The sequence below is a fragment of the Ruegeria sp. Alg231-54 genome (assembly GCF_900143525.1).
Taxonomy (GTDB): domain Bacteria; phylum Pseudomonadota; class Alphaproteobacteria; order Rhodobacterales; family Rhodobacteraceae; genus Ruegeria.
Window position 1 is genome coordinate 192,644 of the sequence record NZ_FREZ01000004.1, and the last position, 23,516, is coordinate 216,159.

Annotated in this window: 24 protein-coding genes; 12 read left to right on the forward strand and 12 right to left on the reverse strand. The window is 59.6% G+C overall.

Going from position 1 to position 23,516, the window contains the following annotated elements; genetic code table 11:
* Nucleotides 1-51 precede the first annotated feature (51 nt).
* The 4 genes from DHN12_RS10105 to rbfA all read right to left on the reverse strand — a co-directional run bounded on the left by DHN12_RS10105 (nt 52) and on the right by rbfA (nt 2,855).
* Nucleotides 52-612: a hypothetical protein gene (locus DHN12_RS10105; RefSeq protein ID WP_159090010.1), complete on the reverse strand. Its 561-nt coding sequence runs from the start codon at nt 610-612 to the stop codon at nt 52-54.
* A 141-nt stretch (nt 613-753) separates the two neighbouring features.
* Nucleotides 754-1,665, reverse strand: a complete 912-nt coding sequence (gene truB, locus DHN12_RS10110; protein ID WP_108860085.1) for a tRNA pseudouridine(55) synthase TruB — start codon at nt 1,663-1,665, stop codon at nt 754-756.
* 60 nt (nt 1,666-1,725) lie between these two features.
* On the reverse strand, nt 1,726-2,463 hold the full coding sequence (locus DHN12_RS10115) for a phosphodiester glycosidase family protein (protein WP_108860086.1): 738 nt from the start codon (nt 2,461-2,463) through the stop codon (nt 1,726-1,728).
* Nucleotides 2,460-2,855 carry a 30S ribosome-binding factor RbfA gene (gene rbfA, locus DHN12_RS10120; RefSeq protein WP_058274960.1) on the reverse strand — a complete coding sequence of 132 codons (396 nt, stop codon included), beginning with the start codon at nt 2,853-2,855 and terminating at the stop codon, nt 2,460-2,462. Before rbfA ends, DHN12_RS10115 begins: the two co-directional genes overlap by 4 nt.
* 91 nt (nt 2,856-2,946) lie before the next feature.
* On the opposite strand from rbfA, the gene dapB reads away from it, so the two are divergent.
* Both dapB and DHN12_RS10130 read left to right on the forward strand, forming a co-directional pair.
* On the forward strand, nt 2,947-3,756 hold the full coding sequence (dapB, locus tag DHN12_RS10125) for a 4-hydroxy-tetrahydrodipicolinate reductase (RefSeq protein ID WP_108860087.1): 810 nt from the start codon (nt 2,947-2,949) through the stop codon (nt 3,754-3,756).
* Nucleotides 3,757-3,795: 39 nt separating this feature from the next.
* On the forward strand, nt 3,796-4,479 hold the full coding sequence (locus DHN12_RS10130) for a DUF2306 domain-containing protein (RefSeq protein WP_108860088.1): 684 nt from the start codon (nt 3,796-3,798) through the stop codon (nt 4,477-4,479).
* On the opposite strand, the gene DHN12_RS10135 is transcribed toward DHN12_RS10130, so the two are convergent.
* The 3 genes from DHN12_RS10135 to DHN12_RS10145 are packed head-to-tail and all read right to left on the reverse strand — an operon-like array spanning nt 4,466 to nt 6,854.
* Entirely contained in the window at nt 4,466-5,134 is a 669-nt protein-coding gene (locus tag DHN12_RS10135) for an ureidoglycolate lyase (protein WP_108860089.1), read from the reverse strand. The two genes, DHN12_RS10130 and DHN12_RS10135, sit on opposite strands and share 14 nt — an antisense overlap.
* A complete protein-coding gene (locus DHN12_RS10140; protein WP_108860090.1) occupies nt 5,131-5,721 on the reverse strand; it encodes an HD domain-containing protein in 591 nt (196 codons plus the stop codon). Before DHN12_RS10140 ends, DHN12_RS10135 begins: the two co-directional genes overlap by 4 nt.
* Complete coding sequence (locus tag DHN12_RS10145) at nt 5,718-6,854, reverse strand: gamma-butyrobetaine dioxygenase (RefSeq protein WP_108860091.1); 1,137 nt, start codon at nt 6,852-6,854, stop codon at nt 5,718-5,720. Before DHN12_RS10145 ends, DHN12_RS10140 begins: the two co-directional genes overlap by 4 nt.
* A 99-nt stretch (nt 6,855-6,953) precedes the next feature.
* Here DHN12_RS10145 and DHN12_RS10150 point away from each other — a divergent pair, with 99 nt between their 5' ends.
* Nucleotides 6,954-7,808 (forward strand): LysR family transcriptional regulator, encoded by an 855-nt coding sequence (locus tag DHN12_RS10150; RefSeq protein WP_108860092.1) that lies wholly within the window; start codon nt 6,954-6,956, stop codon nt 7,806-7,808.
* A gap of 4 nt (nt 7,809-7,812) precedes the next feature.
* Here DHN12_RS10150 and DHN12_RS10155 read toward each other — a convergent pair whose 3' ends face one another.
* Nucleotides 7,813-7,995, reverse strand: coding sequence for a DUF1674 domain-containing protein (locus tag DHN12_RS10155; RefSeq protein WP_058275228.1), 183 nt, complete (start codon nt 7,993-7,995; stop codon nt 7,813-7,815).
* An 89-nt stretch (nt 7,996-8,084) separates the two neighbouring features.
* Here DHN12_RS10155 and DHN12_RS10160 point away from each other — a divergent pair, with 89 nt between their 5' ends.
* The 7 genes from DHN12_RS10160 to DHN12_RS10190 all read left to right on the forward strand — a co-directional run bounded on the left by DHN12_RS10160 (nt 8,085) and on the right by DHN12_RS10190 (nt 16,545).
* Entirely contained in the window at nt 8,085-9,341 is a 1,257-nt protein-coding gene (locus DHN12_RS10160; RefSeq protein ID WP_108860093.1) for an RsmB/NOP family class I SAM-dependent RNA methyltransferase, read from the forward strand.
* Nucleotides 9,342-9,431: 90 nt separating this feature from the next.
* A complete protein-coding gene (locus DHN12_RS10165) occupies nt 9,432-11,171 on the forward strand; it encodes a heparinase II/III family protein (RefSeq protein WP_108860094.1) in 1,740 nt (579 codons plus the stop codon).
* A gap of 22 nt (nt 11,172-11,193) precedes the next feature.
* Nucleotides 11,194-12,783, forward strand: coding sequence for a bifunctional phosphoribosylaminoimidazolecarboxamide formyltransferase/IMP cyclohydrolase (gene purH / locus DHN12_RS10170; RefSeq protein WP_108860095.1), 1,590 nt, complete (start codon nt 11,194-11,196; stop codon nt 12,781-12,783).
* Complete coding sequence (lspA, locus tag DHN12_RS10175) at nt 12,783-13,253, forward strand: signal peptidase II (protein WP_108860096.1); 471 nt, start codon at nt 12,783-12,785, stop codon at nt 13,251-13,253. The genes purH and lspA overlap by 1 nt, the downstream gene beginning before the upstream one ends.
* A 50-nt stretch (nt 13,254-13,303) precedes the next feature.
* Complete coding sequence (locus DHN12_RS10180; RefSeq protein WP_108860097.1) at nt 13,304-13,822, forward strand: DUF3035 domain-containing protein; 519 nt, start codon at nt 13,304-13,306, stop codon at nt 13,820-13,822.
* A gap of 81 nt (nt 13,823-13,903) precedes the next feature.
* Entirely contained in the window at nt 13,904-15,244 is a 1,341-nt protein-coding gene (locus DHN12_RS10185; RefSeq protein WP_108860098.1) for a pitrilysin family protein, read from the forward strand.
* Nucleotides 15,241-16,545 (forward strand): pitrilysin family protein, encoded by a 1,305-nt coding sequence (locus DHN12_RS10190; RefSeq protein WP_108860099.1) that lies wholly within the window; start codon nt 15,241-15,243, stop codon nt 16,543-16,545. The genes DHN12_RS10185 and DHN12_RS10190 overlap by 4 nt, the downstream gene beginning before the upstream one ends.
* Before the next feature lie 6 nt (nt 16,546-16,551).
* Here DHN12_RS10190 and DHN12_RS10195 read toward each other — a convergent pair whose 3' ends face one another.
* From DHN12_RS10195 to deoC, 4 genes are all read right to left on the reverse strand, one after another.
* A complete protein-coding gene (locus tag DHN12_RS10195; RefSeq protein ID WP_108860100.1) occupies nt 16,552-17,283 on the reverse strand; it encodes a cyclic nucleotide-binding domain-containing protein in 732 nt (243 codons plus the stop codon).
* Nucleotides 17,284-17,370: 87 nt separating this feature from the next.
* Nucleotides 17,371-18,186, reverse strand: coding sequence for an SDR family oxidoreductase (locus DHN12_RS10200; RefSeq protein WP_108860101.1), 816 nt, complete (start codon nt 18,184-18,186; stop codon nt 17,371-17,373).
* Nucleotides 18,187-18,210: 24 nt separating this feature from the next.
* A complete protein-coding gene (locus tag DHN12_RS10205; RefSeq protein ID WP_108860102.1) occupies nt 18,211-20,544 on the reverse strand; it encodes an aldehyde dehydrogenase family protein in 2,334 nt (777 codons plus the stop codon).
* Nucleotides 20,545-20,555: 11 nt separating this feature from the next.
* The gene (gene deoC / locus DHN12_RS10210; protein WP_108860180.1) at nt 20,556-21,554 is read right to left on the reverse strand and encodes a deoxyribose-phosphate aldolase; all 999 of its coding nucleotides are present in this window, start codon (nt 21,552-21,554) and stop codon (nt 20,556-20,558) included.
* 198 nt (nt 21,555-21,752) lie between these two features.
* Between deoC and DHN12_RS10215 the strand changes: the two genes are divergently transcribed.
* Both DHN12_RS10215 and DHN12_RS10220 read left to right on the forward strand, forming a co-directional pair.
* Nucleotides 21,753-22,706, forward strand: coding sequence for a metal ABC transporter solute-binding protein, Zn/Mn family (locus DHN12_RS10215; RefSeq protein ID WP_108860181.1), 954 nt, complete (start codon nt 21,753-21,755; stop codon nt 22,704-22,706).
* 3 nt (nt 22,707-22,709) lie between these two features.
* On the forward strand, nt 22,710-23,513 hold the full coding sequence (locus DHN12_RS10220; RefSeq protein WP_108860103.1) for a metal ABC transporter ATP-binding protein: 804 nt from the start codon (nt 22,710-22,712) through the stop codon (nt 23,511-23,513).
* Nucleotides 23,514-23,516: the final 3 nt, after the last annotated feature.

A 23,516-nucleotide genomic window follows, 5' to 3' on the forward strand; every position in this document is an offset into this window, starting at 1 on the left:
ATTCAATTTGCCGATTTCGCGTTATGTGTCTGTCACATTGATCGGAGCAGCTTAATCACATGGCTGAGTGTTTCGACCCTTCCTGCCAAGAGCAAAGAAAAGCATGAGCGCTGCAACCAGCATAGCGAACGGTGCGGGCAGCGGAACGGGACTCACTGGCGGCGCCTGCGATATTGAGTACTCGCCAGAGTTAGTGACAGTATCTGGAAATCCGTCAACGAGCGGGAAGATTGCAAAAAGAGGCGGTTCAACTCCCGGATTGCCAGAATCCTCCAACGACAGGATGCATTCCATTGCGAGACAACCTCCACCTGCCATGGAATTCGAGATGAACCCTTCCGTACCGGGATTGCCGCGAATGTCATTGGCTACCGCGTCGAAGACGGGCGCGGTGTTGCCGACGCCAAGGGTATCAAAGGTAACGCCATCAATGGTAATCTCAAAACTCGATAACAGCCCGCCGGTGTCGGGGGCCTCAAACGCGCCGATCGTACCGTCGATTTCAATTTCGTACTGAACCGTTATCGCGTGTGCTGTCGAGACGGCAAAAAAAGCCGCAGTAAATGAAACAGTAATAGCTCTAAACAATTTGTCACTTGAGAAACGCAACATAACCATACTCCGAAAAGTTCAAGCGATGCTACTGATCATATCAAATTTAGGGCATTTAGTCCAATTTCATCCGATGCAACTTGGATTGCAAACGCTGTCGTACAAGGCCCGATTTGTTTGAAGAAGTTCCTTGTCAACCTACTAGACCGCTTGTACGAACACCCGGCTGGGGTGCAATTCGCCCGATTTGTAGATCCCTACCGCCACGGCCTTGCCGTCCAGCGAAGCCCAGGCTTCATCACCGTATTCCACGTCCGAGGCCAGAACCATGCCCGGATTGCCGTTGCGCAGGCGGGTTGCGCCTTCGGGTGTGCATTTCAATTCAGGCAGATCGGCGAGGCCGGTTTCCAGCGGGTGCAGGTAGTCGTCCAGTGCGGTTGTCTTGGCCATTTCATCGATCTGTTCGATGCTCAACCCGTCGTCAACCTCGAATGGGCCGGACCAGACGCGGCGAAGAACTTTGACATGGCCGTGGCATCCCAGCGCCGCGCCCAGATCGCGGGCAATCGAGCGGACATAGCCACCCTTGCCGCAAGTCATCTCTAGCACAACGTGGTCTTCGTCGGGGCGGTCGACCAGAATCAACTCTTCTACCCAAAGCGGGCGGGCGGATAACTCTACTTCTTCGCCGTCTCGCGCCAATTTATAGGCCCGTTGCCCGTCAATCTTAACGGCCGAGAATTTGGGCGGGACCTGCATGATATCGCCCAGAAACTGGGTCAACGCCTGTTTGATATCGTCATCCGAAGGGCGCGCGTCGCTTTGTGCGATCACTTCGCCCTCGGCATCGTCGGTGTTGGTCGCCTGACCCAAACGGACGGTGAAGGTGTAGGCCTTCAGTGCGTCGGTGATATAGGTAACGGTCTTGGTCGCCTCACCCAAAGCCACGGCCAGAACGCCGGTTGCTTCGGGGTCAAGCGTGCCTGCATGGCCCGCTTTCTTGGCATCCATCGCCCACCTAACCTTGTTGACCACAGCGGTCGAGGTCATGCCCGCGGGCTTATCCACCACCAGCCAACCGGAAATGTCGCGACCCTTGCGTTTGCGTCCCATTCTACACCCTGAATCTTACCGAGGCGCGCGACCTAACGGATCGTTCTGCCACTGTCAATTTCAGGGCGTATCTTCGACCACACCTACAATAGGGCCAAGCGAAAACCCGACATCCGACCGATTGCCCGCGCGTTCATACATACGAGAGATATTGCCGTCGAAGAACAGGGCATTCGGCGTTTCCAGCAAATCGCGGAACAGGCTGCCGAATTCGTGGAATGTGACATAGTCATCCGAGATCGCGAATACTGCCCGTGTCCCATCCGCGCTTGTACCAACGCCGTTGCGCACATAGCGCGAGGTCGAATCGGGCAGGAAGCGCGGGTGCAGTTCACCGTCTATGACCAGCATCGGGCCGGATTGCGTGGCGAAACGGCACTGCGGGGCCTGATCCACATAATCCAATGTCTCAAACACGTCGGCGCGGCCTTCGCGGATGCAAAACACTCCGTTCGGCAACAAACCGAAATTGCCCGGCCCGGCATTGGGGATCACCCGCATCTGCTCCTGGCCGCCTTCGACATAATGCCCGACTGGCGAGCGGTCGTCATGATACATGCCCGCGTTCATCGCAAATGCCAGACGCTTTCCCTGTGGGGCCAGGGTCTCGTTCACTGATGAGAAATGGCCCAGCACCTTACCGTCTTCATCATTGAGGAAGAGGCGCAACTCTTCGTTGGCAGCATCCACCTCGCAGACCGAGTACCGCATGTCCTCATGGGTCACCTTCTCGCACGTCACCGCTGACGCCTGCGCGGCCCAGAAGACCGCGCCCAAAATGACAAATGCGCGGATCACTCGTCCAGATCGCGGCGCACCGCGTCCTGATCGAACATGCGGCGGGTGTCATCCATTCGGTCAAAGGTGTCATCCAGCCGGAACCGCAGATCGGGTGAGAATTTCAGACCGACCTTCTTGCCGACCGCCCGCCGCAATTCGCCCTTGTTGCGGGCCAGCAGCGCGATCACATCCTCCTGCCCCTTGCCGCCCAAGGGCAACACATAGGCGGTGGCGATCTTGAGATCGGGCGAGGTGCGCACTTCACCCACGGTGATTGACATGCGGTTCAGGTCGGGGTCGTGGACATCTCCGCGCGCCAGAACCTCGGACAGGGTGCGGCGGATCAGTTCGCCGACACGGAGCTGTCGTTGGGACGGGCCGGGGCCATCGTGGAATTTGTTCTTTGCCATATCCCCGATCTAAGCCCAAAGCAGGGCTTTGCCAAGCGGGCGCGAACGGGGTAGGAGGCTTTGAGCCGAATTCAACAAAAGGACCAGCGCAATGACCCACATTCCGGGGATCGTCATTACAGGGGCTTCGGGCCGTATGGGGCAGATGCTGATCAAAACCGTGACTGACAGCGATCAGGCGCGTTTGGTTGGTGTTGTTGAGCGGACGGGCCATGACTGGATCGGTCAGGATGTGGGCGAGGCGATGGGCGGTCAGGCGCTGGGCGTCACCGTCACAGACGACCCGCTAGAGGCGTTTTCGCAGGCGCAGGCGGTGATTGACTTTACTGCGCCCGAGGCGACGCTGGAGTTTGCCTCACTGGCCGCGCAGGCACGGTGCGTTCACGTGATTGGTACCACTGGCATGTCGGATGAGCAGATCGCAGCGCTGGAACCGGCCTCTCGCCATGCGGTCGTCGTGCGGGCAGGGAATATGAGCCTTGGCGTCAACCTGCTGGTGCAACTGACCAAAAAGGTCGCCGCAGCGCTGGATGAAGATTTCGACATCGAGATCATCGAAGGGCACCATCATCACAAAGTCGACGCGCCCTCGGGCACCGCGCTGATGCTGGGTGAGGCCGCAGCCGAAGGGCGCGGCGTCAATCTGGCGGACGTGGCCGACCGGGGCCGCGATGGCATCACCGGCGCGCGCAAGCGAGGAGACATCGGGTTCCACGCCATTCGTGGTGGTGACATCGTGGGCGAACATGACGTGCTGTTCGCAGCGCCCGGTGAGCGCATCGTGCTGCGCCATCTGGCCACCGACCGGGCGATCTTTGCCCGTGGCGCGCTGAAAGCGGCGCTGTGGGGGCAGGGCAAATCCCCCGGCCAATATGACATGGTGGATGTGCTGGGGCTGTAGGCCATAGACGGGCCGCACGAGGGCGGTAAACTCGGGCGTATGCGAAAGCTGACATCCCGCATGATGACCGGATTGGTGCTGGTCCTGTTCTATCTGACGCTGCTGCCTTTTGTGGCACACGGGCTGGGTATGGTCGGCATTGGCCTGTCCCAGGACGCGGCGGGGCAGAGCTATCTGTTTTCTGACCGTCGGGATGTCGGCAATGCGGCGATGATACTGCATATCCTGACCGGAATGCTGCTGGTGACGCTGGTGCTGCTGCAGCTACTGCGGGGGCTACGCAGCCGGTTTACCCGGTTCCATCGCATGTTGGGCAGGCTGCTGGTTGCGCTGGCGCTGATCACCGGGCTGGCGGGGATGACCTATATCCCGTTGCGCGGAACCATCGGCGGGCCGCTCATGTCTGCGGCGTTCTTTCTGTACGGGCTCTGCCTGTTCACCGCCGGTCTGATGGTGGCGCGGATGGCCTTGGTCCGGGATCGCGCGGGTCACTGGGCCTGGGGGCTGCGGCTGTTCTGGCTGGCGCTGGGATCGTGGCTTTACCGTCTGCATTATACGATCTGGTATCTGCTGACCGGTGGGCTGGGGTCGAGGCCCGATTTCTCGGGCCCGTTCGACCTGATTCAGAGTTTCGCGTTTTTTGTGCCCTATCTGCTGATTGCACAGATCTGGATCGCGCGCAGGCGGTCGGGGCATCAGGGGCCGCTGGTCACAGCTCCCTGATCTTGTCCGCCCTCAGGGGGTAGGCCAGATAGACGCCGAATTCCTTGCCGATATCGGCGCTGACCCTTGCGTGAACCGCACCCTGCCGGTCCAGAAATCGCTGGTCGTCTTCGACGGGAAAAATCCCCTCATGCCAGATGCCGGGATGGATGTAGAGCCCCTGCGAGCCGTCGCACCAGAACGCCACCACCTTATCCGGGGTCAGGTTGTCGCCGGGCAGGGCGGCGGGGATAATGAAGGGCTTGTTGTCCAGCGGCCAGAACATCTGACCCCCGTCCGGGTGATAATTCATATGCCACAGCAACACCTGATTACGCGGTGCGAACTGCTGGTCGGCCTGCGCCTGTTGCGGGTCGGTTGACCAGCCCAGAACATAGTGCCCGCCGACCGCTTCGTTGCGCCCATAAAGCACATCGCCCTTCCACTCTCCGTGAAAGGTGCCCTCGACCCAACCGCCTTCGTCGCCGGTGCCTTCGTCAATAGGCCGCCAGCCCTGTTGCGGCCAGCGGGCGATTTCGATCTCGAACCCCTTGGGATCATCAACCAGACAGCCGTAGCCCTTGACCGATGCGTCAGTGGCCCGGATCAGGGACGCCTCGTGCCAGGGCCGCGACGGTTTGGTACGGGCTTCAAAGATATATTCCGGTGCGTTCATGTGGCCCCTAAGTGTTTGTCGACCATGCGCTGCACCATCGGTGCGAAATGTGCAAAATCGGGTGTGTCCATATCGGCACGTTTGCCGGCCTCATCCAGATACCGGACCTGAATGATCTCTTTCAGGTTTGGGTTGGCCTCGAACGCGGTGACCTCATCGGTGCTCATCGGGCCGCCTTGCAGCTCCAGTGTATGGACCGAGGCAGCAGACAGACGGTTGAAATATTCCGGTTTGGTGGCGCAGAGATACCGCTTGGCTGCCACGTGATAGCGGCAGCAATCGGTGATAACCGAGGGGAAGAACTGTTCCAGCACCTCAGCGCCTGCATCCTCGTGATGACGGTCCTCGGTGTCATCTGGGTGATAAGTGCCGAACTCGGAGGTGAAATGGCCGATATCGTGCAGCAATGCGCCAACGATGATTTCCTCGGGCTGGCCGTTCTGCTCGGCGATCGTGGCACCTTGCAACATGTGTTCAGCCATGGTGACGGGCTCACCCAGATATTCCTCACCGCCGCGGCGGTCGAAGATATCGCCGATGAAGGCCACGATATTGTCCCGGCTCAGGGTCGAGAAATCGGGCTTCATTCTGCGGCCTCCGGTTGGCTCATCTCCATCGCGGCCAATGTGGACAGCAACCCGTCTTTGTCGGCGTAACAGCCCTGTAACCAACGAGAGCCCGCACCGGAATAGCCCAGACGCGCGTGCAGCACGCGTGTGTTGTCGACGATGAAACTCTCGCCTGGTTCCAGTTTGAACGACACGCCCATGGCGGGGTCGTCGATGATCTCGCCCAATTGGCGATAGGCGGCGTAATAGGCCTCCATCTGGTCGAACGGCACGTCGACGAACGGCGCGGATGAGCGGTTGTTGAACCGGATACTGACCAATTCACCATCCGGTGACAGTTCAATCATCGGGCGGCGTGACCGTAGGCAGATACCGTCCGAGCCCTTGTATTCGAACCGGGCGGGGTAGCCTGCCAGCAAGGCAAAACCTTCCGGGTTCTGTTCGTGCAGTTTTTCAGCAGCGCGGAAGCCGTCAACCACGATGGAATCACCACCCTCGGCGCTGTTTTCCAGGCAATACAGAATTTGCAGCGTCGGAACCGGATCACGATAGGGGTTGTCGGTATGCGCCTGCAGACCAAGGCCGGTATAGGCGAGGTTGGTCGGGTTCACCTCGGTTCGGACCTCAAAATAGGGGCCATAGTTGGTTTCGCGCACATAGCCGAACAGATCGGCGACTTTCAGCAGGGATTCCGGTTCGGTCGGGCCGCCGGTCAGCTTGGCAAAGCCGAATTCGGCCACCGCAGCTAGCCATCCGCGTTTGGCGCGGGGATTGGCGTGGACCTCATCCCAATCAGCGCTGGGCGCGTCGATGCCGCGTCCCCAGGTGGTGATGTCGGGAGCCGTCCGACCCATGGGGCGGTTTTGATCGCGGTCATAGCTGTGCTCGGCCAGCCAGTCGGCGGGAAAGGTGACGGTCTTGCCTTCTGGCTGAAAGGTGACTGTCAGATCACCATTGCTGATTTCGGCGGCGCTAACCGAAATGTCTGAGGGGATATCACCGATGGTGATCAGACGTTGGCCATTGCCGGGCGCGCGCGTTTCGGGGTCCAGCGCGTTGTCGCGTAGCCAGATGGCATGAAAGCGAGCCTCTGTGCCGGTGTCGAATTCAACGGTCACAACCGAGGCGTCATGGGTGGCAGAGCGCAGCATGGGGGGTCTCCTGTTCAGCGCGGGCTTTGGTTGAGGAGATACGCCTCTTGTGGCATTACGACAATTAATCCTTCTTTCTGCTGAGGCTTGGAAAAACTTATGGCTAAGAAAAAAATCGGGTTGCCGCCCTTGGACTGGCTGCGCGTTTTTGAGGCGGCGGGGCGTCTGGGCGGGTTTTCGGCAGCGGCGAGGGAATTTGGTCTGACACAAGCGGCGGTAAGCCAGCGCATCGGTAACCTTGAGGCCTGGCTAGGGCGCACGTTGTTTGTGCGTGAGGCGCGTGGCGTGTCACTGACTGTCGAAGGGGAAAGCTATCTGCCACTGGTGCAAGACAGTTTGCAGGCGCTTGAACGCAATACCGAGGATCTGTTTGGAAAATCCCCGCGCGAATTGCGGGTGGCCGGTTTGTCATCGCACATCCATGCGCTTGTGGTGCCAAGTCTTGCCCGGTTTCAGGAGGTGCAGCCGAAGGTGCGTGTCCTGACCGATTCCGTGGCGCGGCGGTCGTCGCTGGATGAAGAGCGAACATGGCTGCAAATCCGCTATGGTCGCGGTGCCTGGCCCGGGCGGGATTCCGAATTGATCGCAGCCGAAGTGTTGGTGCCGATGGCGGCTCCGGGTGTTGAATGGGGCGCGCCTTTGATTGATCTGCGCGGAGAACGGCCGGGGTGGCGAGACTGGGCGCGAAAGGCAGAGCAGGGCGATGTGACGACGTCGACCATTAGCTTCGATACAATGGAACACGCGTTGTCCGCGGCACGTCAGGGCATGGGCGTAGCGTTGGGGTCGGTGCCACTGGCCAAGGCGGATCTACAAGACGGACGGTTGCGCCGGTTGCACCTGCCCGAGCTGAAAACGAAGGATGGGTATTGGCTGACATGGCCGGAAGAACGGGCGAAATCAAAGAAGCAGCGCGCTCTGATAGCGGATTTTCTGGAAGCTCTGCGGGGATAGGCGATCAGAAATCGATCGCGATGCCTTTCTTCTCCCAATCGCCATAGCGGGCCGGGTCAGGACCGTCGCGACCGCCCAGTTCCCTTGGCATCTCTTTCGCTTTGGCCTCGGCCTTGCGACGGCGCTCTTCGGCTTCGGCCAAGGCGCGCTGGGCGGCAGGCGGCAGGTCTTTGCGGTCGTCACTCATGACTTCGGGTTCCTTTCCGTGCATGGGCTTGATATACGCCCGCGTCCGCCATTGGCAATGCGGGCGAGGATTTATTCAAAGGCGATTCCATGTCAGACAACGCAACAGCGGCCCGACGCAGCGCGATCTATATGCTGGATCAGATTTTGGGCGAAGGACGCCTGCTGTCCGAATGTCTGGCCGCCGGTGCGCTGGACCGGTTGGCCCCTGAAGATCGCGCGCGGGCGCAACGTCTGACGCTAGAAACCTTGCGCGGGTTGGAGCGTGCGGATCGTCTGCTGGAAAACCACCTGAACCGCACCCCCGCTTTGACTGTGCATAACGCCCTGCGCCTTGGCGCGGTCGAGCTGTGCCACGGTGAAGCGGCACATGGTGTGGTGAATTCAATGGTCGACATTGTAGGGCGTTCACGCAAGCACGGACGGCTGAAAGGCCTGGTGAATGCCGTGTTGCGCAAAGTGGCCGCCGAAGGGCCCGAAGCATGGCCCAAAATGCGCGTGCCGCGTTTGCCCGAATGGCTGCGTGATCCGCTGATCATGGCCTGGGGTGAGGATGCAATCGCGGGAATGGAAAAGGCGCAATTTGCCGGCGCACCGCTTGACCTGACTGTGAAGCCGGGCGCCAGCGGACCGGGTGATGTCCTGCCGACCGGTTCGACGCGGCTGCACGATGCCGGTCAGGTAACTGCCCTTCCGGGCTATGGCAAAGGTGATTGGTGGGTGCAGGACGCGGCGGCCGCTATTCCAGTGCGCATACTTGCCCCGAAACCGGGCGAAAAGATCCTCGACCTTTGCGCCGCTCCGGGTGGAAAAACACTGCAACTGGCGGCGGCTGGGGCCGATGTTACGGCGCTAGACGTATCGGAAACGCGGTTGGCGCGGGTGCATGAGAACCTCAAACGCACCGGGCTGAAAGCCAATGTCGTCGCAGGCGACGCGCTTGAACATCAGGGCCAGTATGACGCCATCCTTTTGGACGCGCCGTGTTCTGCCACGGGCACGATCCGCAGGCACCCTGACTTGCCTTTTGCCAAAGACGGATCGGAATTCGGTGAGCTGATCGAGCTGCAGGCCCGGATGCTGGCCCACGCCTGGAGCTTGCTGAAACCCGGCGGGCGGCTGGTCTATTGCACTTGTTCTCTCCTGCCGGATGAGGGCGAGGTGCAGGTCGAAGAAGCGCTGGACCAACACCCCGATATGTCGGCGGATCGGGCGGCTTTGAACATTGCCGGAATCGAGTCCGAATGGATCTCCGAGGAAGGCGGCCTGCGTCTGCGGCCCGATTACTGGGCTGATCTTGGTGGAATGGATGGGTTCTACATCGCACGCTTGAACAAATCGGCGTAGAAGCACGCTTTTCGATGACTTGACGATCGCCCCGGTCTATCGTTGGGTCTCAGGCGCCAGCAGAGCGCGAGGGGCAGAGTAACGAGCGTCATGTCGAAGACAGATACCATGACCAATCAGTGGACACGGTTTCAGAACCGTCTCTACGCGCGGCTCAGCCAGCGTCGCAAAGCGGTCTCGGGGTTTGTTGGCGAGCCGGAACCACGCACGGTCGGCTCATTTGCGCGCGGGCGTCAGTTGGTCGCCGGAAATCTGCTGTTCGCAGGCTATCTGGTCGAAGCTCAGGATACCGAGCTGTGGGATGTGACCGCGCCCAGTACCGGGTTCGACAATGAACGCCACGGGTTTGCCTGGCTCGACGATCTGGCGGCTGTTGGCGATATGCGCGCGCGTGAAAAGGCCCAGCGGTGGGTCTGGGGCTGGATCAACGCGCATGGTCGCGGTCAGGGGCCTGGCTGGGCACCTGATCTGACCGGTCGGCGCGTTATTCGCTGGATCAACCATGCGATTTTCCTGTTGCGCGGCGCAGATGAACACCAAAGCAGGATGTTTTTTCAGTCGTTAGCCCAACAGACATGGTTTCTGTCCAAGCGTTGGAAGGCAGCGACCCCCGGCCTTCCCCGGTTTGAGGCGCTGGCCGGGCTGGTGCAGGCTGGTCTGGCGCTAGAGGGGCTGGAGCAATTGGCTGATCCTGCCCTTCGTGCATTGGCACGCGAGTGTGACAGTCAGATCAACGAACAGGGCGGTATCCCAACCCGCAACCCCGAAGAGTTGCTTGAGGTCTTTATGCTGCTTTCATGGACCTCGGCCGCGCTCAGCGCGTTGGGTCGGGGCACGCCCGGGGCGCAGGCAAGTGCCATTAAACGCATGGCCCCCACCTTGCGCAGCCTGCGCCATGCAGACGGGGCTTTGGCCCGGTTTCACGGCGGTGGACGCGGTGTCGAAGGGCGTCTGGATCAGGCACTGGCGCAAAGCGGTGTCAGGCCACATCACGCCACGGGGCTGTCGATGGGATTTGCCCGACTTTATGCGGCCAGAACCAGCGTGATTGTTGATGCCGCCACTCCGCCCAAGGGGGCGGCGTCATACAACGCCCATGCCTCGACCCTGGCGTTCGAACTGACGTCGGGCCGCAGACCACTGGTGGTCAATTGCGGATCGGGCGAAAGCTTTGGGACGGAATGGCGGCGTGCGGGTCGGGCGACACCGTCGCATTCGACACTGTGCCTTGATGGGTATTCAAGCGCTCGGCTGGCGCCGCCGACGCAGGGAGCCGAACGCGAGGCACTGGTGGATGCGCCGCATGAGGTTCCCATTGATTTCGAGGACGCCTTTGAAGGCACGCGCTTCATGGCCGGGCATGACGGGTATACCAAGGTCTTCGGATTGACTCATGCCCGCACTTTTGAGCTGCGATTTGATGGGCGTGAGCTGGCCTGCGAGGATATTCTGCTGACGGCCTCCGACAAGGCGAAGCGCCAATTCGACAAGGCGATGGACGCCTCGGGCCTGAAAGGCATCGCCTTTGATATCCGGTTCCACCTGCACCCGGACGTGGATGCGGCGCTGGATTTGGGGGGCGCGGCGGTTTCGATGGCGCTAAAAAGTGGTGAGATCTGGGTTTTCCGCCATAATGGCGTGGGAAAATTGTCCGTAGAACCAAGCGTTTTTTTGGAAAAAGGGCGTTTAAAACCACGCGCGACAAAACAGATCGTTCTATCTGGCCGCGCAATGGAGTATGCGACGCGCATCCGGTGGACGCTGAGCAAGGCCCAGGACACAGCCTATGCCGTGCGGGATATACACCGGGACGAGCCCGAGTTTGACTGACGCCAAAAGGACCTTTGACCCCATGACCGATCTTCACCCCGTGCGCCGCGCGTTGCTTTCCGTTTCCGACAAGACCGGGCTGATCGAGCTGGGAAAGGCACTGGCCGAGCGTGGGGTCGAATTGCTGTCGACCGGCGGTACCGCCAAGGCGTTGCGCGACGCTGGGCTTGCGGTAAAGGACGTCAGCGAGATTACCGGCTTCCCTGAGATGATGGATGGTCGTGTGAAAACGCTGCATCCGATGGTGCATGGCGGGCTGCTGGCCCTGCGCGACAATGACAGCCACGTGGCGGCGATGGACGAACATGGTATCGGCGCGATCGACCTTCTGGTGGTTAACCTCTATCCGTTCGAGGCCACTGTGGCCAAAGGTGCGGGTTACGACGAATGCATTGAAAACATCGATATCGGTGGCCCGGCGATGATCCGCGCGGCCTCGAAGAACCACGCTTTTGTGAATGTGGTTGTGGATGTTCAGGATTACGACGCGCTGCTGGCCGAGCTGGCAGCCAATGATGGGCAGACTTCCTATGCGTTCCGTCAGAATCTGGCGCAGACAGCCTATGCCCGTACTGCTGCCTATGACACTGCTGTGTCGAACTGGATGGCCGATGCGCTGGCCGCGCAGGCCCCGCGCCGCCGCGCCTTTGCCGGTGAGCTGAAACAGACCTTGCGCTATGGCGAAAACAGCCACCAACAGGCGGTCTTCTACACCGATGGCACCAACCGCTCCGGTGTGGCGACAGCGGTGCAGCATCAGGGCAAGGAGCTGAGCTACAACAACATCAACGACACGGACGCGGCATTTGAACTGGTGGCCGAGTTCGATCCGGCGCAAGGCGCGGCCTGCGCGATCATCAAACATGCCAACCCCTGCGGTGTTGCCAAGGGCGCGACACTGATCGATGCCTATAAGGCCGCGTTCGATTGTGACCGCACTTCGGCCTTTGGCGGGATCATTGCGCTGAACCAACCGCTGGATGCCGAAACTGCGCAGGAAATCACCGGGATTTTCACCGAAGTTGTGATCGCTCCGGGTGCGTCGGATGAGGCTAAGGCAATCTTTGCCGCCAAAAAGAACCTGCGTCTGCTGACAACCGATGGTCTGCCGGACGTGACCGCAGGTGGCAAAACCGTCCGTCAGGTAGCCGGTGGCCTTCTGGTGCAGGACAAGGACAACGGTTTTGTCGGCATGGATGACCTGAAGGTCGTCACTAAGAAAGCCCCGACCGAAGAACAGATGCGAGACTTGCTGTTCGCGTGGAAAGTGGCCAAGCACGTCAAATCCAATGCCATTGTCTACGTCAAGGATGGCGCGACTGTTGGTGTGGGTGCTGGACAGATGAGCCGCCTGGACTCGGCGATGATTGCAGCCAAGAAAGCAGAACGTATGGCTGATGCGCTGGGCTTGACCCAACCGCTGACCATCGGTTCTGCCGTGGCGTCGGATGCGTTTTTCCCGTTCCCGGATGGTCTGATGGAGGCGGCTGAGGCCGGCGCGACCTGTGTTATCCAGCCGGGTGGTTCGATGCGCGATGACGAGGTGATCGCAGCCGCGGATGAGGCCGGTCTGGCCATGGTCTTTACCGGCATGCGCCACTTCCGCCACTGATGCGCTATCGTCTGCTTCTCTGGGCCGCAATGGCCGCGTTACTGATCGACCAGATCAGCAAGTATTTGGTCGTTCACGTGATGCGCGTGGCCGATGGGAACATTGATGTCCTACCGCCGCTGCTGGTGTTCAAATACGGTGAGAATCGGGGCATCAATTTCGGCTTGTTTCAGGGCAATACCGATGCTGCCCGATGGGCGTTGATCGGTGTTTCCATGGTCATCGCAATCGGTGTGCTGATCTGGCTGATGCGCACTGCCCCGTCGAAACTGATGCTGGTTTGCGGGGGGTTGCTAATTGGCGGGGCGCTGGGCAATGTCGTGGATCGCCTGCTTTATGGCTATGTTCTGGATTTCCTGAACATGTCCTGCTGCGGCATCAACAACCCTTTCGTGTTCAACCTTGCTGATGTGTTCATTTTTGCGGGAGCAATTGGTCTGGTGTTGTTCGAAGGCAAAAAGGCCTCGTGACGCGCCATTTGAAATGCGATAAAAGCGCCTGAAACAGGCTGGAGACTCTGATGCGGCTGCCGCGTTCCTTATTTGCTTTGACATTGGCTTTTGCGGCTGCGGGTTGTTCCGATATTGGACTGCGCCATCTCGAAGCGCCCGGGCAAGGGCCGGACGAATTCTCGGTCCTGCCTGTCAAACCGTTGACCGAGCCCAAGGATTACAAGTTCTTGCCTGCGCCCACGTTGGGTGGTGAAAACCTGACCGATCCGAACCCTAAGGCCGAAGCTGTCGTTGCCCTTGGCGGGAACGAATCTTCGCTGAACGCAAATACGGCCATCCCGTCCACGGACGCCGCCCTTGTGACGGCCTCCAGCCGTTATGGGGTTGCGGCAAATACACGGCAGGTGGTTGATGCCGAGGATGCCGAGTTCCGCAGAAAGCAGGGCCGCCTGACGCGCTTGCGCTTGTTCAAAGTGGATCGTTATTCGCAGATTTACCGCCGCGAAACGCTTAACCCCGACCGTCAGAATGAAGCGGCACGCCAGGCCGGGATAGAAACACCATCGGCGCCACCGGTAGATGAATAATCTTTAACTTTTCGTCATTGGCCTTGAACCCGCGTGGTGCCACCGTAGTTTGAACAGCATAAATCAAACGGAGGACGCCCTATGGTTCGGGCCCTGGCATTGTCGGCAGCCCTGATGGCCGCAACCCCTCTTGCTGCAAGCGAGGGGCACGAAGCGGTCACTACCTTTACGCTGGACAACGGCATGGATGTTGTCGTGATCGAAGATCACCGCGCACCAGTTGTGCAGCATATGGTCTGGTATCGCGCAGGGTCAGCAGATGAGCCCGTGGGATCATCGGGCGTGGCGCATTTCCTCGAACACCTGCTGTTCAAAGGCACAGATACTTTGGCCCCGGGCGAGTTTTCCGCCACTGTTGCGGCCAATGGCGGCACCGACAACGCGTTCACTTCGTATGATTACACCGCGTATTTCCAACGGGTTGCTGCCGACCGGCTGGAACTGATGATGCGGATGGAAGCAGACCGGATGCGCAATATCCGCCTGAACGACGAGGATATCGCCACCGAGCGTGACGTGATCCTTGAGGAACGCAACCAGCGCACGGACAACAGCCCGCGTGCCCTGTATGGCGAACAGATGAGCGCGTCGCAGTATCTCAACCATCGCTACGGCGTGCCAATCATCGGCTGGCGCCACGAGATGGAGACGCTGGACATGGAGGACGCGCTGTCCTTCTACCAAACCCACTACGCGCCCAATAACGCCATTCTGGTCGTCACCGGTGATGTCGAACCTGACGAGGTCAAATCGCTGGCCGAGCAGAATTACGGCGTGATCCCCGCCAACCCTGACCTGCCAGAACGGGTCCGGTCGCAGGAACCGCCGCAAACGGCAGAACGCCGTCTGACATACAAAGACGCGCGCGTGTCGCAGCCCTATGTGCAGCGCAGCTATCTGGCACCCGAGCGTGATCCGGGCGAACAGGAAAAAGCGGCTGCTCTGTTTTTGTTGGCAGAACTGTTGGGCGGAAGCACGACATCCTACCTGAACGAAAAGCTGCAGTTCGAGCAGCAAAAGGTTGTCTACACCGGGGCGTTCTATCGGGGCGTCTCACTGGATGATACGACCTTTGATCTGATCGTCGTCCCGGCTGCGGGCGTTTCCCTGCAAGAGGCCGAGGATGCAATGGATCAGGTGGTTGCCGACTTTATCGCTGAGGGTGTGAACGAAGAAGACCTTGACCGGATCAAGATGCAGCTGCGGGCCTCGCAGACCTATGCGCGCGACAATGTGGATGGGATTGGCAACCGCTATGGCCGCGCGCTGACCAGCGGCCTGACAATCGAGGATGTGCAGGCCTGGCCCGATATTCTGCAGGCAGTCACTGGGGATGAGATCATCGCCGCTGCCCGCGAGGTGATACAACCGGAAACATCCGTCACCGGCTGGCTGATGCGCGATGATGAGGTGACGCAATGAAACGGATATTCGCAACGCTGATCGCGTTCGTTGTCGCTCTGCCTGCGTGGGCCGATATCGAGATTGAAGAGGTCACCTCTCCTGGTGGTATCACCGCCTGGTTGGTCGAGGATCACTCGATCCCCTTTACCGCGCTGGAGCTGCGTTTTCGCGGCGGCACCTCGCTGGATGACGCGGACAAACGCGGTGCGGTCTACCTGATGAGCGGCCTGATTGAGGAAGGTGCAGGTGACATGGATGCCCGCACCTATGCGCGTGAGCTGGAATCGCTGGCGGCCTCGTTCCGGTATAGTGCAACCGATGACACAGTGTCGATCACCGCACAGTTCCTGACCGAAAACCGGGACGACGTGATCGACCTGTTGCGCACCACCATTCACGAGCCGCGCTTCGATCAGGATGCGGTGGACCGGGTAAAGGCGCAGGTGCTGTCCGGCCTTAAATCCGATCAAACCGACCCGAATGACATTGCGGGTCGTAACTTTGCCCAAATGGCCTATGGCGACCACCCTTACGGCACCGAAGGTAAGGGTACGATCGAAAGCGTGACCGCCCTGACGCGCGATGACGTGGTCACCGCCTATCAGGATGTCTTTGTCCAAGACCGGATGTATGTCGGCGCGGTGGGTGACATCACCCCCGAAGAGCTGGGCGCGTTGCTGGATAAACTGTTGGCCGACCTGCCGGAAACAGGCAAGCCGATCCCTGAACGTGCCGATGTGTCCATCCCCGGTGGTGTCAGCGTTGTCGAGTTCGACACGCCGCAATCTGTGGCCCTGTTCGGACATGCGGGCATTGACCGCGATGATCCCGATTTCTTTGCCGCCTTTATCCTGAACCACATCCTTGGAGGGGGCGGGTTTGAAAGCCGCCTGATGCAGGAAGTGAGAGAGAAGCGTGGCTTGACCTATGGAATCGGCACTTATCTGGTGCCCAAGGACCTGGCCTCGGTCTATCTGGGGTCAGTGTCGTCAAGCAATGATCGCATTGCCGAAGCGGTCGAGGTGATCCGCGATGAATGGGCTCGGGCCGCGTCCGAAGGTGTAACCCAGAAAGAATTGGACGATGCCAAAACCTACCTGACGGGCGCTTACCCGCTAAGGTTTGATGGCAATGGCCAGATCGCGGGGATCATGGTCGGGATGCAGATGGAAGATCTGCCCATCGACTATATTGCCACCCGCAACGACAAGGTGAATGCGATCACGCTTGAAGAGATCAACCGGGTCGCCAGCGAATTGCTGGACCCTGATGGGCTCCACTTCACCATTGTCGGCAAGCCCGAAGGTCTGGACGGCTAAACCCGATCAGGCCGCGACGGGCTGTTTCTGTGCCCGAAGCGTATGCTTGTTGCTGCTCAGGAGCTTTTGCCGCGCATGCCTGAAATGCGCGGCTTTCAGTGCGTCGTCGATAAGCCGGTTCCGGCGCAGCAGGCGCGACAGACGGTAATTGTCGAACACTAGGCAGGTTGTCGGTTCCGAGGCGATGACGGTGGCCGTTGCGGGTAGGCCAAGGCCGAATGTCAGCTCTCCCAGTGTCTCGTCCGAGCCGCAAATATTGATGACCTGACCATTTCGAAGGATGGTTGTTCGCCCGCTCAGGACATAGCCAAGGAAATCTGTTGTTCTAGCTTCTTCGATCAGAATGTCGCCCTTGGCAAACTCCTGAACCGACGCAGTATTCAATAGCTTTCGGGCGTGATGCGGTTTCAGTGACCCAAGGTGATGCGAGATGAACTGGCGCTCGGCTGCGGAAAAGCGGATCAGATGCCGCGACAGGTATCCGCGCAGCAATCCGATGACCGAGATTGCGATATAGGCCATCTGTATGATCGAACCGGCCAGATTGAATTCTTCTACCATGCTGATCAGAACGCAGCTTGCGGCAACGATAACCAGAACAGGGTAGAGCGCGCTATTTCCGCGGACTATGCCGATTTGCAGTAAAAAGTAGTTCAGAATGTAAAGGCCAGCCCCGGCCACGCCGATCATGGTGGCCAGTTCGACAAACTCGGTAAATTCAAATGGACTATTCAGCATGTAAGGACCCACCCTCGCAATGAATGGGTCTTACGCTGCGTCAATCCCGTGAAGCCGTAAATGAACAACTTCACAGGTTAATGGGTCTTATGAGCGTGCTTTCGCCTGCGCGCGCAACATTTGCCCCATCATCTGGCCGAACTTGCCCGAACCACGCTGGTACAGCGCGCCGTCTACGGCCAGAACCGTTCCGCTGATATAGCTGGCCAGATCGGAGCTTAGGAACATACAGGCGTTTGCCACGTCCTGCGGTTGACCCCAACGGCCCAGGGGGACGTCCTTACGCAGCGCTTCTCCGGCATCTGGCGTGGGGGCCAAACGTTTGGCCCCTTCGGTACCCTCGATAAAGCCCGGCACGACCGAGTTCACACGGATACCCTCGACGCCCCATTCCATTGACAGGGTGCGGGTGATCTGATCCACGCCTGCCTTTGCGGCGCAGACATGGGACTGACCTTCATAGGGCAGATAGGATTGTGGAGCCGAGATGTTGATGATGCTTGCACCCGGACGTTTGAGGAAAGGATAGGCCCCCTTCATCACGTGGATCGTGCCCATCAGGTCGATATCGATCACTGTCTTGAACGCATTGACTGACATTTCGGCCGCCAATGCCGGGAAGTTGCCCGCCGCGCCCGATACCAGCACGTCGAAATCACCGAGCGCGTCGTGGAACTGTTTCAGCCCGTCTGCCACGGCCTCTGGGTTGCGTACGTCAAAGGCCGCGCCGATGGCGTCTTGTGCCCCTGCAGCTTTCAGCGCAGCAACGGTGTCATCGACCTTTTCCTGCGACCGGCTGGCGACCGCCAGTTTGGCACCCGAGGCCGCAAAGGCCTCGGCAATGCCGCGATTGATTCCGCTGGTTCCGCCGATGACGACGACGGTTTTTCCTGAAAAGTCCATGTAGGCCTCCCTTGGCGGGGAGCCCTACTCGCCGTAGGGCACCCAGATGTTTTTGACTTCGGTCGCAGCCTGCAGGAAGCGGCGGGAATGGTCCACGCCCCAATCGATTGCCGTCGCGTTATTCACCCAGGTCCGTTTCAGGTTCCCGGCCGAGACGACCTCGATCTCCTTCGACAGGTCAGTGGACGAGAACGACCAGACAGCATCGACGTTCAAGTGCGATGCCAGCGGTTTCGCCAGCTCCTCGTGGCTGCCGGTCAGGATGTTGACCACGCCAGCGGGGACGTCAGACGTCTCAAGGATCTGGTAGAAATCAGTCGCTGCCAGCGGGTAGGGCTCTGAGGCCACCAGAACTGTCCGGTTCCCCATCGCAATCGCCGGGGCCATTGCCGAGACCAGACCCAGGAGAGGTGCCTCATCCGCGCACAGCGCGCCGATGACACCCACAGATTCCTTCATGGCAATCGCCACGCCACGGATCGGAACGCCGTGCACCTGACCGTCATATTTGTCGGCCCAGGCGGCGGCGGTGAACAGGCGCTGAATTGAAGCTTCGACCTCTTTCGCGCCGCCCTTCTTGCCAGTCATGGCGTCGATACGCGCGGCGAATTCGTCGGCACGGGCCGAGAGGTTCTCGCCAATGTAATATAGGATCTGTGCCCGCAAGTGACCGGTGGTTTTGGACCAACCTTTGGCACCCGCTGCGGCCTCAACCGCATTCCGGACGTCTTTGCGGTTACCAAGCCCTACATGGCCCAGCAGACCGGACTTGCCCCACACAGGTTTCGAATAGCCGCTGTCAGGCCGCGCCTGCTTGCCGCCGACATACATCTTGGCAGTGCGGTCGATTGGGTCGACAGGGGCACCTTCGCCGGTGGTCGCTTCGACCTTCGCCAACGGCTTAGCTTTGCTCTTGAGCCTGGTATAGGCTGTCAGTCCTTCCCAACCGCCTTCGCGACCAAAGCCGCTTTCGCGCACGCCGCCAAAGCCAGCGGCCGCATCAAACAGATTGGTGGCATTCACCCAGACCACACCCGCAACCAGCTTTGGCGCGATATCTAGTGCGAGGTTCACGTTTTCGGTCCAGACGGTTGCGGCCAGCCCGTAACGGGTGTTGTTGGCCAGTTCGACCGCTTCTTCAGGCGTGCGGAAGGTTGACGACACCAGAACCGGGCCAAAGATCTCTTCCTGCATCAGCGGGTCGGATGTCTCGAGGCCCGAGATCAGTGTCGGCGGGTAATAACACCCGTTCGCCGGCAGATCGCTTGCCGCTTGGTGCACGTGACCGGCGGTGTTGCTTTCGACCATGCTCTTGATGGTTTGCAGTTGGACAGGGTCTACAACCGCGCCCACATCGATGCACTTATCCAGCGGATCGCCGATACGCAGCGTGTCCATCCGGGAACGCAGCTTCTCGTGGAAACGGTCCGCGATGCCTTCTTGGACCAGCAAGCGGGACCCTGCGCAGCAGACCTGACCCTGATTAAACCAGATCGCGTCGACCAGACCTTCGATGGCACTGTCGATATCGGCATCATCAAAGACGACGTAGGCCGACTTGCCGCCCAGTTCCAATGTCAGTTCCTTGCCGGAACCCGCGGTTGCTTCACGGATGCGGCGGCCCACAACTGTCGAGCCGGTAAAGGCGATCTTGTCCACGTCCGAGTTCACGATCATCTCACCCACCGCGCCGTCACCAGTGACGATGTTGACTACGCCTTTGGGCAGTCCGGCTTGCGAACAGATATCAGCAAACAGCAACGCGGTCAGCGAGGTGTACTCGGCAGGTTTCAAAACCACCGTGTTGCCCATGGCCAGGGCCGGGGCAATCTTCCACGACAGCATCAGCAGCGGGAAGTTCCACGGAATGATCTGCCCGCAGACGCCCAACGCCTCAGCATTGGGCAGTTCGCTTTGCATCAGCTGCGCCATGCCCGCGTGGTAGTAGAAGTGACGCTGCGCCAACGGGATGTCGATGTCGCGTGATTCACGGATCGGCTTGCCGTTGTCGAGGCTCTCAAGCACCGCAAACAGGCGCGAATGCTTCTGCAACAGGCGCGCGATGGCATAGAGATACCGCGCGCGGCCCGCGCCGCCCAGTTTCGCCCATTTCGGTTGCGCCTTGCGGGCGGCAGAAACGGCAGCGTCCACATCGGCCTGTTTGGCCTGCGTCAGCTTGGCCAAAACCTCTCCGGTCGCCGGGTTGCGGCTGTCAAACCCTTTGCCGGGTTTGGTGAACGCACCATCAATATAGTGGCCGAACTTGTCGCCCTGATCGACCAGCCAGGCCAGAGCCTCGGCGGCGCTTTCGGGGGCGGGGCCGTAATCCATGGTTTCGAATATCTCTTTGACTGTCATTGCTTTTGTCCTCAGCCCATGGAGTGACGGTAACCGGCGGAGTATGCGCCAGTTACATAGTGTTCCAACTGTCGCTCAATATCGCCCAACAAGGACGACGCGCCAAAACGGAATAGGTCCGGCTCCAACCAGCGGTCACCCAACTCGTCCTTGATCAGCGACAAATAAACTAGCGCGTCCTTGGCCTTGGATATGCCGCCTGCCGGTTTATAGCCGACCCGGTATCCGGTACGGTCATAATAGTCGCGGATCGCGCGGATCATGACCAGCGAAACAGGCAAGGTGGCGTTGACGCTTTCCTTGCCGGTCGAGGTTTTGATGAAATCCGCCCCGGCCATCATGCAGACCAGCGAGGCACGCGCGACATTGCGCAGGCTGCCCAGTTCGCCGGTGGCAAGGATGGCTTTGACATGCGCATCATCGCAGGCCACGCGGAACGCCTTCATCTCGTCATACAAGGCTTGCCAGTCGCCAGACAGCACGTGACGGCGCGAGATCACGATGTCGATCTCTTCGGCGCCGGCTTTCACACTTTCTTCGATCTCGGCCACGCGCAGATGGAATGGCGACAGACCTGCAGGGAAGCCGGTGGAAACCGCGGCTACAGGGATGCCGGTGCCATGCAGCGCGTCCACGGCGGTTTCGATCATGTCGTGATAGACGCAAACGGCCCCGGTTGTGATAGGCGGCATATCCAGCGCCTTCAGAACCAAAGGTGCAACAGGTTGCCGTGCCTTGGCACACAGACGGCGCACACGTCCGACCGTGTCATCGCCGGACAATGTGGTCAGGTCGATCAAGGTGACCGCTTTCAGCAGCCACGCAGCCTGATACTCTTTTTTTACCGACCGACGACCGGGCAGGGTCGCGGCGCGGCGTTCAATGGCCGAAGTATTGACCTGCACGGCGCGTACCCAGTCCAGATCAAGATCCATGCCGGGGTTTCTGGGCTCGGTCACTTGCGGCAGATGCGCGGTGCGCACGGGGCTTTCTGAGCTCTGCGTTTCCATCTTCACATCCTTTGGGAGGTTTGCGCCAAATTCGCACGGCTTGCGGCCGATTGGAAGGCATACCAGCCTTTCGCGTGCAAACTTTTTGACCAAATGGACAAAATTAGCGTTTTCTTGCGAATAATTCGCAATAGCGTTGACTTAGTTGCGAATGGTTCGCATATTCATTCTCAAGAGGATACCTAAATGGGGTCAGACATGATTCGTCGTAGTTTTCTTGCGGCTTTGGCTTTTGCCGCCGCTTTGCCGGTCGCAGCCTGGGCCGAGGCACCGCTGAAAGTGGTTGCTACCACGGGCATGATCGCTGATGCGGCACGTCAGATCGGTGGCGATCAGGTTGAGGTCAAGGGCCTGATGGGCCCGGGGGTCGACCCGCATGCCTATCGTCAGACACGCAGCGATATCGTGGCAATGACCCGTGCCGATTTGATCCTGTGGCACGGTCTTTACCTTGAGGCGCAGATGGAAAACTTTTTCCATGATCTTGGGCGTAAACGCCCGGTTGTTGCTGTTGCCGAGGGGGTAGATAAGTCCAAGCTGCGCGCGCATGACGATTATGCCGACAAGTATGATCCGCATGTATGGATGAGCCCGGCCGTTTGGCGCGATGTGGTGGTCGAGGTTCAAGAAGCCCTGACAGACGCCCGTCCCGAGGCTGCGGATGCCTTCGCCGCCAACACGCAGGCTTTTCTGGCTGAAATCGATCAGTTGGAGGCCTATGGCAAACAAGTGCTGGCCGAGGTGCCGGAAAACAACCGTGTGCTTGTGACGGCGCACGACGCCTTTGGCTATTTAGGTGAGGAATACGGCTATGAGGTGCTTGGCATTCAGGGTATCTCGACCCAGTCCGAAGCTGGTCTGAACCGGATTGGCGAGCTGGTCGATACCTTGGTGGATCAGCAGCTGACGGCCGTCTTCGTGGAAAGCTCGGTTTCTGATCGGTCTATGCGCGCGCTGATCGAAGGGGCCGCGGCCAAAGGCCATGACGTCGGCATCGGCGGAGAGCTGTATTCCGACGCAATGGGAGAACCGGGCACCTATGAAGGCACGTATATCGGGATGCTGGATCACAACATCTCTGTGATTGCCGGAGCGCTGGGCGCAGACGTGCCCGAACGCGGCATGAACGGCAAATTGTCGGCGGGGTCTTGAACGATGCTGTCGCTGGCTGCGCATCAGGGTGCTTCGGTTGCTGAAAAAATTACAAAGGACTGCCCGCTGGCCATTCGCGGCCTGACTGTCTCATACGGTCAAAAACCTGCCGTGTTTTCGGTGGATATGACCGTGCAACCCGGCGCGATGACGGCGATCATCGGCCCGAACGGGGCGGGGAAGTCTACGCTTCTGAAGGCGGCGCTGGGCATCGTTTCGCCCCTGTCCGGGCAGGTGTCCGTCTTTGGTGAACCGCTGGAGAAACAGCGTGCACGAATTGCCTATGTGCCGCAACGCGCAAGCGTCGACTGGGATTTTCCGACGCGCGTGATTGATGTTGTGTTGATGGGTCTGTCCCGCGAACTGGGCTTGCTGGGTCGTGTCCGTGCCCGGCATATGTCCCGGGCCATGGACTGTCTTAACCGGGTCGGGATGCGCGATTTTGCCGATCGTCAGATTGGTCAATTGTCCGGCGGCCAGCAACAGCGCGTTTTTCTTGCCCGTGCTCTGGCGCAGGATGCTGATCTTTACCTGCTGGATGAGCCATTCGCAGGTGTCGATGCAGCGACGGAAAAAGCAATCATCGCAGTGCTGAAGTCGCTGAAAGAAGCGGGCAAGACCGTCGTGGTCGTGCATCACGATCTGGCCACGGTGACTGATTATTTCGACCATGTATTCCTGATCAATACCCGCAAAGTGGCCGAGGGAACTGTGGCCGAGGCCTTTATCGCCGAAACCCTGCAATCGGCGTATGGCGGCCGTTTGGCCACAGCCCAGATCGACCAGATTTCGCGCGCATTGGGGTAAATC

What these genes read in the sequence shown, in the direction of transcription:
- DHN12_RS10150 (WP_108860092.1), top strand. Translation starts at nt 6,954, where the DNA reads ATGGCTAAGAAAAAAATCGGGTTGCCGCCCTTGGACTGGCTGCGCGTT.
- DHN12_RS10205 (WP_108860102.1), bottom strand. Translation starts at nt 20,544, where the DNA reads ATGACAGTCAAAGAGATATTCGAAACCATGGATTACGGCCCCGCCCCC.
- DHN12_RS10190 (WP_108860099.1), top strand. Translation starts at nt 15,241, where the DNA reads ATGAAACGGATATTCGCAACGCTGATCGCGTTCGTTGTCGCTCTGCCT.
- DHN12_RS10130 (WP_108860088.1), top strand. Translation starts at nt 3,796, where the DNA reads ATGCGAAAGCTGACATCCCGCATGATGACCGGATTGGTGCTGGTCCTG.
- rbfA (WP_058274960.1), bottom strand. Translation starts at nt 2,855, where the DNA reads ATGGCAAAGAACAAATTCCACGATGGCCCCGGCCCGTCCCAACGACAG.
- truB (WP_108860085.1), bottom strand. Translation starts at nt 1,665, where the DNA reads ATGGGACGCAAACGCAAGGGTCGCGACATTTCCGGTTGGCTGGTGGTG.
- DHN12_RS10135 (WP_108860089.1), bottom strand. Translation starts at nt 5,134, where the DNA reads ATGAACGCACCGGAATATATCTTTGAAGCCCGTACCAAACCGTCGCGG.
- deoC (WP_108860180.1), bottom strand. Translation starts at nt 21,554, where the DNA reads ATGGAAACGCAGAGCTCAGAAAGCCCCGTGCGCACCGCGCATCTGCCG.
- DHN12_RS10145 (WP_108860091.1), bottom strand. Translation starts at nt 6,854, where the DNA reads ATGCTGCGCTCTGCCACCCATGACGCCTCGGTTGTGACCGTTGAATTC.
- DHN12_RS10185 (WP_108860098.1), top strand. Translation starts at nt 13,904, where the DNA reads ATGGTTCGGGCCCTGGCATTGTCGGCAGCCCTGATGGCCGCAACCCCT.
- DHN12_RS10160 (WP_108860093.1), top strand. Translation starts at nt 8,085, where the DNA reads ATGTCAGACAACGCAACAGCGGCCCGACGCAGCGCGATCTATATGCTG.
- DHN12_RS10180 (WP_108860097.1), top strand. Translation starts at nt 13,304, where the DNA reads ATGCGGCTGCCGCGTTCCTTATTTGCTTTGACATTGGCTTTTGCGGCT.
- DHN12_RS10105 (WP_159090010.1), bottom strand. Translation starts at nt 612, where the DNA reads ATGTTGCGTTTCTCAAGTGACAAATTGTTTAGAGCTATTACTGTTTCA.
- dapB (WP_108860087.1), top strand. Translation starts at nt 2,947, where the DNA reads ATGACCCACATTCCGGGGATCGTCATTACAGGGGCTTCGGGCCGTATG.
- DHN12_RS10200 (WP_108860101.1), bottom strand. Translation starts at nt 18,186, where the DNA reads ATGGACTTTTCAGGAAAAACCGTCGTCGTCATCGGCGGAACCAGCGGA.
- DHN12_RS10140 (WP_108860090.1), bottom strand. Translation starts at nt 5,721, where the DNA reads ATGAAGCCCGATTTCTCGACCCTGAGCCGGGACAATATCGTGGCCTTC.
- DHN12_RS10195 (WP_108860100.1), bottom strand. Translation starts at nt 17,283, where the DNA reads ATGCTGAATAGTCCATTTGAATTTACCGAGTTTGTCGAACTGGCCACC.
- purH (WP_108860095.1), top strand. Translation starts at nt 11,194, where the DNA reads ATGACCGATCTTCACCCCGTGCGCCGCGCGTTGCTTTCCGTTTCCGAC.
- DHN12_RS10215 (WP_108860181.1), top strand. Translation starts at nt 21,753, where the DNA reads ATGATTCGTCGTAGTTTTCTTGCGGCTTTGGCTTTTGCCGCCGCTTTG.
- DHN12_RS10165 (WP_108860094.1), top strand. Translation starts at nt 9,432, where the DNA reads ATGTCGAAGACAGATACCATGACCAATCAGTGGACACGGTTTCAGAAC.
- DHN12_RS10155 (WP_058275228.1), bottom strand. Translation starts at nt 7,995, where the DNA reads ATGAGTGACGACCGCAAAGACCTGCCGCCTGCCGCCCAGCGCGCCTTG.
- DHN12_RS10220 (WP_108860103.1), top strand. Translation starts at nt 22,710, where the DNA reads ATGCTGTCGCTGGCTGCGCATCAGGGTGCTTCGGTTGCTGAAAAAATT.
- lspA (WP_108860096.1), top strand. Translation starts at nt 12,783, where the DNA reads ATGCGCTATCGTCTGCTTCTCTGGGCCGCAATGGCCGCGTTACTGATC.